Source organism: Rhodopseudomonas sp. (assembly GCF_013377015.1).
Taxonomy (GTDB): Bacteria; Pseudomonadota; Alphaproteobacteria; order Rhizobiales; family Xanthobacteraceae; genus JARJEH01.
Map to the genome: position 1 here is coordinate 78603 of NZ_JACABA010000003.1, position 13275 is coordinate 91877.

A 13275-nucleotide genomic window follows, 5' to 3' on the forward strand; every position below is an offset into this window, starting at 1 on the left:
CCTGTCCGAACGGCCCAAACCCGCATGGCTTCCATCATCTCCATCGCCGATCTCAGCAAGACCTACGGCTCCGGCCGCAAGGCACTGGACGGCATCAACCTCGAGATCGCACGTGGCGAGATTTTCGCGCTGCTGGGGCCGAACGGCGCCGGCAAGACCACGCTGATCAGCATCATCTGCGGCATCGCCAATGCGACGTCCGGCAAAGTCACGGTCGACGGTCACGATATCGTCACCGACTATCGCGCGGCGCGGTCGATGATCGGGCTGGTGCCGCAGGAATTGCACACCGACGCCTTCGAATCGGTGTGGGACACGGTGAGCTTCAGCCGCGGCCTGTTCGGCAAGCCGAAGAACCCGGCGCATATCGAGAAGGTGCTGCGCGATCTGTCGCTGTGGGACCGCAAGGACAGCAAGATCATGACGCTGTCCGGCGGCATGAAGCGGCGGGTGATGATCGCCAAGGCGCTAAGCCACGAACCGCAGATCCTGTTCCTCGACGAACCGACCGCAGGCGTCGACGTCGAACTGCGCAAGGGGATGTGGGAGGTGGTGCGGGCGCTGCAGGCCTCCGGCGTCACCATCATCCTGACCACACATTACATCGAAGAGGCCGAGGAAATGGCCGACCGGGTCGGCGTCATCAACAATGGCGAGATCATTCTGGTCGAAGAGAAGTCGGCGCTGATGCAGAAGCTCGGCAAGAAACGGCTGAAGCTGCATCTGTCGGGCAAGCTCGCTGCAATTCCGGACTCGCTCGGCGGCTACGATCTGTCGCTTGGCGAGGACGGCCAGCAACTGGTCTACACCTACGACACCAAGAGCGAACGCACCGGCATCACCAGCCTGCTCAGCGACGTCCGCGCCGCCGGGATCAAATTCCACGATCTCGACACCTCGCAAAGCTCGCTGGAAGAGATCTTCGTCAGCCTGGTGAGGGAGCCATGATGAACCACCGGGCCGTCCGTGCGATCTATCTGTTCGAAATGGCGCGCACCATGCGCACGCTGCTGCAGAGCGTGGTGTCGCCGGTGCTGTCGACCTCGCTATATTTCGTGGTCTTCGGCGCTGCGATCGGATCCCGCATCACCCAGATCGAGGGCGTCAGCTACGGCACCTTCATCGTGCCCGGGCTGGTGATGCTGTCGATCCTGACCCAGAGCATTTCCAACGCCTCGTTCGGGATCTACTTTCCGAAATTCACCGGCACGATCTACGAATTGCTGTCGGCGCCGGTGTCGTTCTTCGAGGTGGTGCTGGGCTATGTCGGGGCGGCCGCAACCAAGTCGATCATTCTCGGCCTGATCATTCTGGCGACAGCGGGATTGTTCGTGCCGCTGCACATCCTGCATCCGGTCTGGATGCTGTCGTTCCTGGTACTGACCTCGGTCACCTTCAGCCTGTTCGGCTTCATCATCGGGATCTGGGCCGACGGCTTCGAGAAGCTGCAGGTGATCCCGCTGTTGGTGGTGACGCCGCTGACCTTCCTCGGCGGCAGCTTCTATTCGATCAGCATGCTGCCGCCCGGCTGGCAGACCGTCGCGCTGTTCAACCCCGTGGTCTATCTGATCAGCGGCTTTCGCTGGAGCTTCTATGAAATCTCCGACGTCGGCATCGGCACCAGCATCGGCGTCACGCTGGGCTTCTTGGTCGCCTGCATGGCGATGGTGTGGTGGATCTTCAGGACCGGCTACCGGCTGAAGAGCTGATCCTCGCACACCACGCAAAAAAGCGCGGCCCGATCGGGGCCGCGCCTTGCTGAGTTTTTGGCAGCCTTATCGATAGCAACGGAAGTTGCCGCTGCGGGTATAGTAGCCGCGGCAATCGCGGCCGCGATGGTAGCGACCGCGATAGCCGCGGTTCGGAATTCCGAGCACGCCGTTGACTGCGCCTACCGCGCCGCCGACACCTGCACCGATCGCCCCGCCGACCACGCCACCGACCGGACCGGCCGCGCGGTTACCCTCGCGCGCGCCTTCATGGGCGCCGCGAACAATCCCCTGAGCATGGCCGGCCACCGGCACCGACAACAGCGCCAGAGCTGTGGCGGCGATCGCGAGATAGAGCTTCATGGGCGTGCGGCTGGGAAGAGTGGTCACCTTGGTCTTCATCTAAATGTCCTAATGTCCGCTGGATGGCCGCGCTTCGGCCCGAGTTCGTGGTGCTGCCTTAACGCGGGTGCGGCCCCAAGGTTCCATCGCCACGGAAATTTGCCCCGCGCCGCCTGCGGGCGCCGGTCACGACTTCGTCAGGCCCGGTTCGGCGTCAACTTGGCCTTGGTTGCGCCATCTCGGCGATTAACGATGCGCCAGCATGGTTCTGGAACCGCGGCGTGGCACCGTGCATATTGCAAGCGGGGACGGGCAGTTGCGGATCGCGCCAGGAGGCCAGCGTCACATGCGTTCGTATCTCGTTCCCCTCGCCGGCTTGATGCTGCTGTGCGCCGCCGGACTGGCGCAGGCCAAGATCGCCATCACCGTCGACAAAGACGCGCAGCAGATGACCGTCGCGGTCGACGGCGTCGAGCGCTATCGCTGGCCGGTGTCGACCGGCAATCCGTCGCATGAAACGCCGAACGGCAGCTTCACCGCGTTCCGGATGGAGGAGGATCACTACTCCAAGGAATTCGACGACGCACCGATGCCGCATTCGATCTTCTTCACCAAGGTGGGCCACGCCATCCACGGCACCGACTCCGAAAGCCGTCTCGGTTCGCCGGCCTCGCATGGTTGCGTGCGGCTGTCGCGCGCCAATGCTTCGACGCTCTATGCGCTGGTGCAAGAACAAGGCGTGCTCAACACCACCGTCAGCCTGACCGGATCGTCGCAGGTCGCGCTGGCACGCAATCCAGGGCCTTCCGCCCGAACCGCCACGGCGCGCCGCGGTCGCACGGCCGCGCCGGCCTATGACGCCGCCGGCGAGCCGGTCGAACTCGCGCCGCCCGTAACCCGCCGCCCGGTCGCGCCGCAAGTCGCCGACGACGGCTACATCTATCCGACCGACGGCAGCAGCGGCGCGCGCTATCCGGCGCCACGCGGCTATCGGCGGCAATACGAGGCCCAGGCGCAGCCGCAATATTACTATTATGATAATGGCTATGCCCCGCAGGCCTACGCGCCGCGGCCGTATTATCAGCCGCGCGGATTGTTCGGCGGCTACCAGGACTACTGAGGCCGGTGGCGGGACCGCGGACCGGCCACGCCGCCGCTTACTCTTCGCCCTTGCGTAACCGGCGCCACACCGCGCCGAGCACGTTGGAATAATCGTCGGTCCAGACCCGCTGCTCGGCGTCGGGCTCGGTGTCCGCCCACACATCCGAATCCGCGAGCTGGCCGACATCGGCCTCGGCGCGCGCCGAGACCACCGCCGAGGTGCCGAAGATGTACTCGGCGTCGCGGCCGGAATCCTCAGTATAGACCCAGCTCTTCAGATCGTTGGCGGCGGCAATGCCGACGACGACGCTGGCCAGTTCGAGGTGACGGTTGGAGACGTGCATCAGCACCGCGCCCTGCGGTGCTAATTTGGACTTGTAGATCGCCATCGCCTCTCTGGTCGCGAGGTGAATCGGGATCGCGTCCGATGAATACGCATCGACGATGATCAGGTCGTAGACCCCGTCCGGCTCGTGCGCGAAGGTCAGCCGCGCATCGCCCATTACCGGCTGCAGGTCCGGCGCGCATTTGCTGACAAAGGTGAAATATTTCGGATCGCGCGCAGTATCGACCATCGACTGGTCGATCTCGAAGAATTTCCAGCTTTCGCCGGGCTGCGAGGCGCAGGTCAGCGAGCCGGAGCCGAGCCCGATCACCGCGACACGGATCGGGCCGCCCTTGCGTTCGCGAATGGCGGCGATGCCCTGCCCGATGCCGCCGTCCTTGTAGTAATAGGAGATCGGCTCGGGCCTGCCGGTGACCGGGGTGCCGTCGTCGTTCTGCATCTTCTGGGCGCCGTGGATCGTGGTGCCGTGCATCAGCACGTGATACTGCCCGTTCGGCGTCACCACGATCTTGTGAACGCCAAAGAAGCTGCGCACGGTCTCGACCCGGCCGTCGTCGGACGGATAGATCCGGGTCAGCGTCAGCGCCAGCACCACTGTGGCGAACACCTTCCAGCGATTGACCCCGAGCGCCAGCGCGGCGAAGGCGGCGAGCACGGCGACGTCGCCAATCACCAGAACCCGGTTGCTATCGATCCAGCTAAATATCTTTCCGGTGGTGAAGGCCGGCGCGATCACTGCGATCGCGAGGACGGCGAGAGATGGCCAGTACCATTTGGTGAAGCGCGGATAGCCCTCTTCGCCGGTCGGCCGGCACACGACCGCCAGCGCCAACAGCAGCGGGTATTCGGCGATCCATGAAAACGTATAGGGCGCTATCAGGCCAGCGAACAACCCGCCGACCATGCCGCCGAACGACAGCGCGACATAGAAGCCGGTGAGATATTTCGCCGCCGGGCGGGTCCGCGCCAACTCGCCATGGCAGGCCATCGCGATCACGAAGAACGCCAGCAGATGGCCGCCGAGCAGCAGCAGCAGCTTGGTGACGCCGGTATAGGCGAGCAGCACGATCACCACCGCGATCGCCACCGGTTGCGCCGCCAGCATCCATTTATGCGGCAGCAGCGGCCGCGACTGGAACACCAGCACCCAGGTCAAGAGATACAGCGACAGTGGCAGCACCCACAACAACGGCGCGGCGGCGACGTCAGTCGAGATATGGGCGGTGACCGCGATCAGCAGCCCGGACGGCACCGCGGCGAGAAACACCCAGCGCGCCGCGGTGGCGAGCGAGGGCGGCGCGGCGGCGAAGTCGTCGGCGCGGGGCTGCGGCGTCACCACCACCGGCGAGCGTAGCAACAGCACGCCGCAGCCGGCGATCAGCAGGATCAAGAGGCCGTAGCCGCCGGTCCAGACCAGGTTCTGCGCGCGCAGCGTCAGCATCGGCTCCAGCAGCACCGGATAGGACAGTAGCGCCAGAAAGCTGCCGATATTCGACGAGGCGTAGAGGAAATACGGATCGGGACCCTGCGGATGCCCGGTGCGGACGAACCAGGCCTGCAGCAGCGGATTGTTCGCCGCCAGCGCGAAGAACGGCAGCCCGATCGAGACCGCGAACAGCCCGAGCAGCCAGAACGCATAGCCGGAGGCCGGCGGCGTGCCCCAGCCGCCGGCGATCGACAGCGGCAAACCCAGCAGCGCGATCACCAGCAGCACCAGATGGATCACCACCGGAACCGCGCGATTGCGGATCTGGGTCAGATAATGGGCGTAGGCATAGCCGGCGAGCAGCAGCGACTGGAAGAACACCATCGCCACCGACCACACCGCCGGAGAGCCGCCGAGCCGCGGCAGCACCATTTTGGTGAACAGCGGCTGCACCGAGAACAGCAGCAGGGCGCTGGTGAAGATCGCCGCGGTGTAGATCACCAGGATCAGCCGGTTTCGGGAATCGGAATTCTGAGCCATGGCGGCGGACGGCGACGACTCGATCATGACAACTCCAGCTTGGATCCGGCCAATGCAGGGCGCGGCGTACGCGACAACAACACCGGAACGACACGACATGGCAATGAAGGCTTCCGAACGATAGCGCGCGGCCCTTAAGAAAAAGCAGCGTTGCGAACGACTCGCTCGGCCAGCGCCCCATCATGATCGGACGGACCGATCTAACACACGGGTCTTGTGCCGGACATCCAAGTCTTTGATAAACAAGTCTTTGATAAACTCGGGGTGACGCCGGTGTGACCGGCCGTCATCGTCATCCGCGGCTCAAGGCCGCCCGCGAAAGCCAAATGTCCGATCCTGACGTGTTGATCATCGGCGCGGGCCATAACGGCCTCACCTGCGCGGCCTATCTGGCAATGGCGGGATTGCGCGTGAAGCTGGTCGAGCGCCGCGCCGTGGTCGGCGGCGCCGCGGTGACCGAAGAGTTTCATCCCGGATTCCGCAATTCGGTGGCGGCCTATACGGTCAGCCTGCTCAATCCCAGGATCATCGCCGACCTGAAGTTGCACGACCACGGGCTACGGATCGTCGAGCGCCGGGCGCAGAATTTCCTCCCCGCGCCCGACGGCCGCTATCTGCTGACCGGCGAAGGCCAGACCGCGCGCTCGGTCGCCAAACTCAGCGCGCGTGATGCCGCCCGGTTTGACGGCTTTGTCAATGAACTCGGCGTGATCGCCGACGTGCTGCGGCAATTCGTGCTGCGGGCGCCACCGAACCTGGTCGAGGGTTTTGGCGTCGGCGGCATCCGCGAGGCATTCAACGCGCTCGGCACCGCCAACATCCTGCGTGGCCTGTCGCTGGAACAGCAGCGCATCCTGCTCGATCTATTCACCTGCTCGGCCGGCGAAATGCTGGACGACCGCTTCGAAAACGATCTGGTGAAAGCGCTGTTCGGCTTCGACGCCATCGTCGGCAATTTTGCCAGCCCCTACGCCGCCGGCTCCGCCTATGTGATGCTGCACCATGCCTTCGGCGAGGTGAACGGCAGGAAGGGCGTCTGGGGTCACGCGATCGGCGGCATGGGCGCGATCAGCCAGGCGATGGCGAGCGTGGCGCGCAAGCATGGCGCCGAGATCGAAACCAGCGCCGGGGTCCGCGAGGTGCTGGTCGAGCGCGGCCGCGCCGTCGGCGTGACGCTGGACGACGGCCGCAGCATCCGGGCGAAATATGTCGTCTCCAACGTCAACCCGAAGCTGCTCTACACCTGCCTCGTGCCGCGGGATGCGCTGCCGGCCGAATTCCGCGAGCGGATCGGCAACTGGCGCAACGGCTCCGGCACCTTCCGGATGAATGTCGCGCTCAGCGCCCTGCCCTCGTTCACCGCGCTGCCCGGCGCCGACGATCACCTGACCGCCGGCATCATCATCGCCCCCGGGCTCGACTACATGGATCGCGCCTGGCTGGACGCCAAGCAGCACGGCTGGAGCCGCGCGCCGGTGGTGGAACTGCTGATCCCCTCGACGCTGGACGATTCGCTGAGCCCGCCCGGGGCGCACGTCGCCAGCCTGTTCTGCCAGCACGTCGCGCCGCAGCTGCCCGGCGGGGTGTCGTGGGACGAGTGCCGCGACGAGGTCGCCGATCTGATGATCGCGACGGTGGACAATTACGCGCCGGGATTCAAAGCCAGCGTGATCGGCCGCCAGATCATGTCGCCGCTGGATCTGGAGCGGACCTTCGGCCTGCTCGGCGGCGACATCTTCCACGGCGCGCTCAGCCTGAACCAGCTGTTCTCGGCCCGGCCGATGCTCGGCTATGCCGACTACCGCGGCCCGCTGAAGGGCCTGTATCATTGCGGCGCCGGCGCCCATCCCGGCGGCGGCGTCACCGGCGCCCCCGGCCACAACGCCGCCCAGGCCATCCTCAGCGACCACCGCGCGCTGTTCACAGGACGTGGATAGGGCCTGTTCATGCCGCAGCGGCGAAGCTGTGGACAAGCCTGTGGACAGACTGTGGAAAAGTAGACGCAGAAGCTGTGCCTGAGTCTGTTGATATCCGGTGCGAAAGCGCCGAGTCAGACTGTGGAAATATCGCGCGAAACCCTGTGCGCAGGCGGTCGACTATCACAAGCTCCAAGCATCCTATCCAACGTGCGGCCTCGCCGCCGCCGGATGCTGCTCGAACAGCGTCCCGAGCAGCCGCGCCAGTTCGCGCTGGCCATGACCCTGCTGGGTCAGGAAGTCGGCGACCTCGATCTCGTCGGTCGCAGTCGCGGTGCCGCCCCCGCGCATGTCGCCGCGGGTCTTTTCGTGCTCGACGAACAGCCGCTTGGTCTCGGTGTCGAACACCAGCCGCCAGCGATCGTCGTCGGCGCCTTCGCTGCGCTGGTAGAGCGGTCGTCTCAGCAGGCACATGGCGATTCCCCCGGAAATTCCTGCTTTGCGGCGGGCCGCGGCCAGCTTAATGCAGGGGCGCCCCGCCGCAACAGCTTTCCGGACCCGCGATGACCCTCACCCCCACCACCAGCCGCGCCCATTTCGCGATCGGCGACGAGGCCGCCGCGCGGCGCGCGGTCGACCGGCTCAATGAGAGTTTCGACGATGGGGCGGCCGCGGTGACGGCGTTCGAGCGCGCCGATGGCGGCTGGGACATCAGCCTGCATTTCGCCGACCCGCCGGACCAGGCGATGGTGCGCGGCCTGGTGGCGCTGGCCGCCGGCGAAGCTATCGCGGCGACGGTGGCGTTCGACACGGTGGAGCCGAGGGACTGGGTCAGGGCCAGCCTCGACGCGCTGGCGCCGGTGCAGGCCGGGCGCTTCGTGGTGCACGGCCACCATGATCGCGACCGGGTGCAGCCGAACCAGCTCGGCATCGAGATCGAGGCGGCGCTGGCATTCGGCACCGGGCATCACGGCACCACGCGGGGCTGCCTGCTGCTGCTCGACGAGGTGCTGCACGCCCATCTGCCGCGCCGGGTGCTGGATCTCGGCTCCGGCACCGGCGTGCTGGCGATCGCCGCCGCCAAGGCGCTGCGCCGTCGGGTGCTGGCCAGCGATATCGACCCGCAAGCGGTCGCGGTGTGCCGCGACAATGCGAGGCTGAACGGCGTCGGCAATTGGGTGGAGACGGTCTGCGCCGTCGGCTTCGGCGCGCCGGCCTTCAAGGCGCGGGCGCCGTTCGACCTGGTGCTGGCGAATATCCTGGCCAATCCGCTGCGGCAGCTGGCGACGCCGATGGCACAGCATCTGGCGCCGTCGGCGATGGTGGTGCTGTCCGGCCTGTTGCCGCCGCAGGCGCAAAGCGTTATCGCCGCCTACCGGGCGCGCGGATTACGGCTGGTGCGACATCAGATCGTCGAGGGCTGGAGCAGCCTGCTGCTGCAGAACGGCTGAACTTACGGAAATGGCTATTTCGGCAGTTTGCGGCCTCGGGCGAGGATGCCGTCCGGCTTCGGCACCGCGCGCTTGACGCGGGATTCGACGAACCGATCCAGCATCTGAACGATCACACCGCGCGGCTTGCTGTCACTGTCCGGGGCGGGCGCATTGCTGGGAACGGGGCCGCGGCGAGGCGGCGAGATCTTCTCAAACGTAAAGGCAGGCATGGTTTATCCCCTCTTCGCTGAGTTGAAACACTCCCGGGATTCTCCCAGCTGCATCAGATGAACGCGCCTGGCGGCAAATCGTTCTCGCCTGTCGGTCGCAGGCACTATAATTTAAGCATAATCCGTGCCACGACGAGGCAAATCTCCCCCGATTGCCGGCGCGGGCGGTCGCTCCTAGGATGGTGCAACGATGTTCGAGGCGCATTTCCAGACATTTGAAGAAGCCGAGGGCGGCGTCGCGCTGACCGCGCGGCTGGCGGCGTTGCGCGAGGAGCTGCTGCGGCGGAAGCTCAACGGCTTCGTGATTCCCCGCGCCGATCAGCAACAAAACGAATATGTCGCGGCTTCCGAAGAACGGCTGGCGTGGCTTACCGGCTTTACCGGATCGGCTGGTCTGGCGATCGTGCTGAACCGCGAGGCCGCGGTGTTCGTCGACGGCCGCTACACCCTGCAGGCGGCCAAACAGGTCGACAGCAGCGCCTGGAACATCGCGCCGCTGGTCGATCCGCCGCCGGAAAGCTGGCTGGAACAGCACCTCACAGCCGGTGACCGCCTCGGTTTTGACCCGTGGCTGCACACTTCTTCGGCAGCCGAGAAACTTGCCGCAGTCTGCGCCAAGGCCGGTGCGGAACTGGTCGCGGTCGACAGCAATCCGCTCGATGCGGTCTGGACCGAGCGCCCAGCCCCGCCGCTCGGCCAGGTCAGCGTTCACGAGCTGCAATTCGCCGGCGAATCCGAAGCCGCCAAGCTGGCGCACATTCGCGGCGAGATCGCCCGGCTCGGCACCGACGCGCTGGTGCTGTCGGATTCCCACGCGGTGGCATGGACCTTCAACATTCGCGGCGCCGATGTTAGTCACACCCCGCTGCCGCTGTCCTATGCGCTGGTGCCGAAGGACGGCCGGCCGACCATCTTCATCGACGCCCGCAAGCTGTCGAACAGCGCCCGCGATCATCTGGCGCAGACCGCCGAGATCGACGAGCCCGAAGCGCTGACGCCGGCGTTGCAGCGGCTGGCGCAAACCGGCGCGTCGATCGCGCTCGACAGCACCACCGCCGCCGATGCGCTGGCGCGGTTGATCACGGCCGCCGGCGGCAAGCCGGTGCGCGGCAACGATCCGGTGGCGCTGCTGAAGGCGGTGAAGAACCCGACCGAGATCGAAGGCACCCGCATTGCGCATCGCCGCGACGCGGTGGCGCTGGCACGGTTCCTAGCCTGGATCGACCGTGAAGCACCAAGCGGCGCGCTGACCGAAATCGACGCCGTCGAGGCGCTGGAAAGCTTCCGCCGAGACACCGGCGCGCTGAAGGACGTGTCGTTCCCGACCATCTCCGGCACCGGGCCGAACGGCGCCATCGTGCATTACCGCGTCACCCGCATGAGCAACCGCCGGATCGCACGCGGCGACCTGCTGCTGATCGATTCCGGCGCGCAATACCAGGACGGCACCACCGACGTCACCCGCACCATCGCGATCGGCGAGCCGACCGCCGAGATGCGCGACCGTTTCACCCGGGTGCTGCGCGGCCATATCGCGATTGCGCGGGCGGTGTTTCCCGACGGCACCACCGGCGCACAGCTGGATTCGCTGGCGCGGCAATTCCTGTGGCAGGCCGGAGTCGATTTCGAGCACGGCACCGGCCACGGCGTCGGCAGTTATCTGTCGGTGCACGAGGGTCCGGCGCGCATTTCAAAACTCGGCACCACGCCGCTGAAGCGCGGCATGATCCTGTCCAACGAGCCCGGCTACTACAAACCCGACGCCTTCGGCATCCGGATCGAGAATCTCGAACTGGTGATCGCGGCCGAAATCGCCGGCGCTGAAAAACCGATGAACGCCTTCGAGACGCTGACGCTGGCGCCGATCGACCGAAGGCTGATCGATCTCGGCATGATCAGCAGCAAGGAACTCGGCTGGCTCAACGATTACCACGCCAGGGTGCGGCGCGAGGTGAGCCCGCATCTCGGCGAAACCGACAAGCTCTGGCTCGACGCCGCCACCGCGCCGCTGGCGCGGGTGTGACGCAGGTCCCGAAAACGGAATAGCCGCATTCCGAATTCACCCTGCTCCTGCGGCTTGGGATCGCTACAGTCGGATTCGTCCACACCATCCGGTCAGAACTGGCGACGCTCATCCATGCACGGCATGACCGGAACACCGGCCGCGACCACCACAAAACGGCCCGACGAGCCGGCCTCCCGCCTGATGCTGCTGTTGCTCGTGCTGATGAACGGCGCGGCGCCGATCTCGCTCTACATGCTGGTGCCGGCGCTACCGGTGCTCGCCACCACCTTCGGCCGCGACATCTCGATCGCGCAGATGACGGTGTCGCTCTACATGGTGGGGCTGGCCTGCTCGCAGATCCTGATGGGGCCGCTGTCGGACCGCTTCGGCCGCCGTCCGGTGCTGCTCGGCGGGCTGACGCTGATGGCGCTGGCCAGCGTCGGCTGCATCTTCGCCGAGACCCTGCCGCAGCTGATCGTCGCACGTTTCCTGCAGGCGCTCGGCGGCGCCTCGGGCATGGTGATCAGCCGCGCCATCATCCGCGACCTTTACAGCCGCGACCGCGTCGGCGGCATGATCAGTCTGGTGATCGCGGTGATGATGATCGCGCAGATGCTGAGCCCCCTGGTCGGCGGCGTGATCGAAACCGGATTCGGCTGGCGCGCGGTGTTCTACGTCATGACCGCCGGTTCGATCGCGGTCGCGGTGCTGATCGCGATCGCCTTGCCGGAAACCCGCCGCCGCGGCGAGCCCGGCACCGCCGGATTTCGCGGCGATCTCGTCAGCCTGTTCAACAGCCGTGCCTTCTTCGGCTATGTGCTGTGCCAGGTACTGGCGTCGTCGATCATCTTCACCTTCGCGGGCGGCGGCCCCTATGTGGTGGTGACGCAGATGGGCCGCTCCAGTGCCGAATATGGTGCATGGTTTGCGACCTCTGGCTTCGCCTATCTGGTCGGCAATCTGTTCTGCGTGCGGTTCGCGCCGCACCACTCGCTGGAGCGGCTGATCTGGTTCGGCCTGGCGCTGCAGATCGGCGGATCGCTGTTGAACCTGGTGTGGGGCGTTCTCGGCTACAATCAGCTGCCGTCCTGGCTATTCGGCACCCACATGCTGATCATGGTCGGCAATGCCTTCGTGATGTCGAATTCTGCCGCCGGCGCGATCAGCATCCGGCCGCAGGCCGCCGGCACCGCCTCGGGGGTGATGGGCTTCCTGCAGATGGGGTTCGGCTCGCTGTGTTCGCAATTCGGCGCCTGGCTCGGCGGCCATTTCACCACGCCGGTGCCGCTCAACATCGCCATCGCGGTGCTGTCGCTGGCCTGCGCGGCGATGATGGTATTGCTGGTGCCGCGCGGCGGCGTGGTGGCGACCGAGCAGCTGATCGAAAAGGCCGAGGAGGAAGAGACCGGGCTGCTGTGAATGCCGCCAAGGCGCAGGGTTGCGCCGCGGCCACAGCCGCCGGCGTGCGTCGCGGCAGGCGCCCGCCCGGACTTGCAGCATTGCCGATTTTGGCGCAGCGTAGCTCGCATGTTCGACACCGTTATCGGCCTGGGCCATCGCTGTTTCACCGCACAGCATCTGCGACGGATGATGATCCATAGCGGCACGATGCCGTTCGACTGGATCATTTCCAGCAACGAGGGCACCGCCTCCGCGCTGGCCGACCGTTTCGCGGGCATGTTTCAGCCCGAGCTGCTGGAGCTGCGTTCCGACCACATCGCGGATCACCGCTACGGCTTCCAGCATCTGCACGACTTTCCGATCGCCGCCGATTTCATCGCCGATCGCGACCGCGTGGTGGCGCGCTACGATCAGTTGACGCGGCGGATGGCGACCGCGCTGACGTCGCCCAAGCGGGTGCTGTTCGTTCGCCACGAGGAGCCCGGGGTCGGCGGCCCGCAGGCGGCGGCGCGGCTGCTCGACGCGCTGGGGCAATGGCGTCCGCCGTCCTCGTTCCACCTGCTGTATATGAGCGAAGTCGAGAGCCCGGACGACGGCGCCGCGACGCCGAATCTGACCAGCGTGCATGTCGCCCCCGATGTCGGCGAGCATCCCGAACATTGGGACGAAATCTTCACCGCGATGCACCGGCGCGAACCGATCGTCGGCTACTTCCCGGGCCTGGTGCGCAGCCTCGCGGCGATTCCGCGTTCGGTGCGCGTGCCGGTGCAGAACCTGGTCGGCTCGTCGCGCCGCCGGCTGCTCAAGCTCGCCTGAGCGCGGCGCG

12 protein-coding genes are annotated in these 13275 nt (G+C 66.2%); 8 read left to right on the forward strand and 4 right to left on the reverse strand.

The features are described 5' to 3' along the window. The first annotated feature begins 24 nt into the window (after window positions 1-24). Window positions 25-948 (forward strand): ABC transporter ATP-binding protein, encoded by a 924-nt coding sequence (locus tag HXX15_RS15495; RefSeq protein WP_296517107.1) that lies wholly within the window; start codon window positions 25-27, stop codon window positions 946-948. Beyond that, entirely contained in the window at window positions 948-1709 is a 762-nt protein-coding gene (locus HXX15_RS15500; protein WP_296517109.1) for an ABC transporter permease, read from the forward strand. Before HXX15_RS15495 ends, HXX15_RS15500 begins: the two co-directional genes overlap by 1 nt. A gap of 66 nt (window positions 1710-1775) precedes the next feature. Here the strand turns inward: HXX15_RS15500 and HXX15_RS15505 are convergent, their stop codons facing one another. Next, complete coding sequence (locus HXX15_RS15505) at window positions 1776-2111, reverse strand: hypothetical protein (RefSeq protein ID WP_296517111.1); 336 nt, start codon at window positions 2109-2111, stop codon at window positions 1776-1778. Between the two features lie 286 nt (window positions 2112-2397). On the opposite strand from HXX15_RS15505, the gene HXX15_RS15510 reads away from it, so the two are divergent. Beyond that, complete coding sequence (locus tag HXX15_RS15510) at window positions 2398-3171, forward strand: L,D-transpeptidase (RefSeq protein ID WP_296517112.1); 774 nt, start codon at window positions 2398-2400, stop codon at window positions 3169-3171. A gap of 37 nt (window positions 3172-3208) precedes the next feature. On the opposite strand, the gene HXX15_RS15515 is transcribed toward HXX15_RS15510, so the two are convergent. Then, on the reverse strand, window positions 3209-5491 hold the full coding sequence (locus HXX15_RS15515; RefSeq protein WP_296517115.1) for a spermidine synthase: 2283 nt from the start codon (window positions 5489-5491) through the stop codon (window positions 3209-3211). A gap of 299 nt (window positions 5492-5790) precedes the next feature. Here HXX15_RS15515 and HXX15_RS15520 point away from each other — a divergent pair, with 299 nt between their 5' ends. Then, the gene (locus tag HXX15_RS15520) at window positions 5791-7401 is read left to right on the forward strand and encodes an NAD(P)/FAD-dependent oxidoreductase (RefSeq protein WP_296517116.1); all 1611 of its coding nucleotides are present in this window, start codon (window positions 5791-5793) and stop codon (window positions 7399-7401) included. A gap of 180 nt (window positions 7402-7581) precedes the next feature. Here the strand turns inward: HXX15_RS15520 and HXX15_RS15525 are convergent, their stop codons facing one another. Then, window positions 7582-7854: a hypothetical protein gene (locus HXX15_RS15525; RefSeq protein ID WP_296517117.1), complete on the reverse strand. Its 273-nt coding sequence runs from the start codon at window positions 7852-7854 to the stop codon at window positions 7582-7584. Window positions 7855-7943: 89 nt separating this feature from the next. On the opposite strand from HXX15_RS15525, the gene HXX15_RS15530 reads away from it, so the two are divergent. After that, window positions 7944-8831: a 50S ribosomal protein L11 methyltransferase gene (locus HXX15_RS15530; protein ID WP_296517119.1), complete on the forward strand. Its 888-nt coding sequence runs from the start codon at window positions 7944-7946 to the stop codon at window positions 8829-8831. Window positions 8832-8845: 14 nt separating this feature from the next. Here the strand turns inward: HXX15_RS15530 and HXX15_RS15535 are convergent, their stop codons facing one another. Continuing rightward, window positions 8846-9043: a hypothetical protein gene (locus HXX15_RS15535; protein ID WP_296517121.1), complete on the reverse strand. Its 198-nt coding sequence runs from the start codon at window positions 9041-9043 to the stop codon at window positions 8846-8848. 190 nt (window positions 9044-9233) lie between these two features. Between HXX15_RS15535 and HXX15_RS15540 the strand changes: the two genes are divergently transcribed. The 3 genes from HXX15_RS15540 (at window position 9234) to HXX15_RS15550 (ending at window position 13265) form a co-directional block, all read left to right on the forward strand. Next, on the forward strand, window positions 9234-11066 hold the full coding sequence (locus HXX15_RS15540; RefSeq protein WP_296517122.1) for an aminopeptidase P family protein: 1833 nt from the start codon (window positions 9234-9236) through the stop codon (window positions 11064-11066). A 114-nt stretch (window positions 11067-11180) separates the two neighbouring features. Further along, window positions 11181-12467: a multidrug effflux MFS transporter gene (locus tag HXX15_RS15545; RefSeq protein WP_296517124.1), complete on the forward strand. Its 1287-nt coding sequence runs from the start codon at window positions 11181-11183 to the stop codon at window positions 12465-12467. A gap of 108 nt (window positions 12468-12575) precedes the next feature. Continuing rightward, entirely contained in the window at window positions 12576-13265 is a 690-nt protein-coding gene (locus HXX15_RS15550; RefSeq protein WP_296517126.1) for a DUF1796 family putative cysteine peptidase, read from the forward strand. Window positions 13266-13275: the final 10 nt, after the last annotated feature.

What these genes read in the sequence shown, in the direction of transcription:
- HXX15_RS15495 (WP_296517107.1), top strand. Translation starts at nt 25, where the DNA reads ATGGCTTCCATCATCTCCATCGCCGATCTCAGCAAGACCTACGGCTCC.
- HXX15_RS15500 (WP_296517109.1), top strand. Translation starts at nt 948, where the DNA reads ATGAACCACCGGGCCGTCCGTGCGATCTATCTGTTCGAAATGGCGCGC.
- HXX15_RS15505 (WP_296517111.1), bottom strand. Translation starts at nt 2,111, where the DNA reads ATGAAGACCAAGGTGACCACTCTTCCCAGCCGCACGCCCATGAAGCTC.
- HXX15_RS15510 (WP_296517112.1), top strand. Translation starts at nt 2,398, where the DNA reads ATGCGTTCGTATCTCGTTCCCCTCGCCGGCTTGATGCTGCTGTGCGCC.
- HXX15_RS15515 (WP_296517115.1), bottom strand. Translation starts at nt 5,491, where the DNA reads ATGATCGAGTCGTCGCCGTCCGCCGCCATGGCTCAGAATTCCGATTCC.
- HXX15_RS15520 (WP_296517116.1), top strand. Translation starts at nt 5,791, where the DNA reads ATGTCCGATCCTGACGTGTTGATCATCGGCGCGGGCCATAACGGCCTC.
- HXX15_RS15525 (WP_296517117.1), bottom strand. Translation starts at nt 7,854, where the DNA reads ATGTGCCTGCTGAGACGACCGCTCTACCAGCGCAGCGAAGGCGCCGAC.
- HXX15_RS15530 (WP_296517119.1), top strand. Translation starts at nt 7,944, where the DNA reads ATGACCCTCACCCCCACCACCAGCCGCGCCCATTTCGCGATCGGCGAC.
- HXX15_RS15535 (WP_296517121.1), bottom strand. Translation starts at nt 9,043, where the DNA reads ATGCCTGCCTTTACGTTTGAGAAGATCTCGCCGCCTCGCCGCGGCCCC.
- HXX15_RS15540 (WP_296517122.1), top strand. Translation starts at nt 9,234, where the DNA reads ATGTTCGAGGCGCATTTCCAGACATTTGAAGAAGCCGAGGGCGGCGTC.
- HXX15_RS15545 (WP_296517124.1), top strand. Translation starts at nt 11,181, where the DNA reads ATGCACGGCATGACCGGAACACCGGCCGCGACCACCACAAAACGGCCC.
- HXX15_RS15550 (WP_296517126.1), top strand. Translation starts at nt 12,576, where the DNA reads ATGTTCGACACCGTTATCGGCCTGGGCCATCGCTGTTTCACCGCACAG.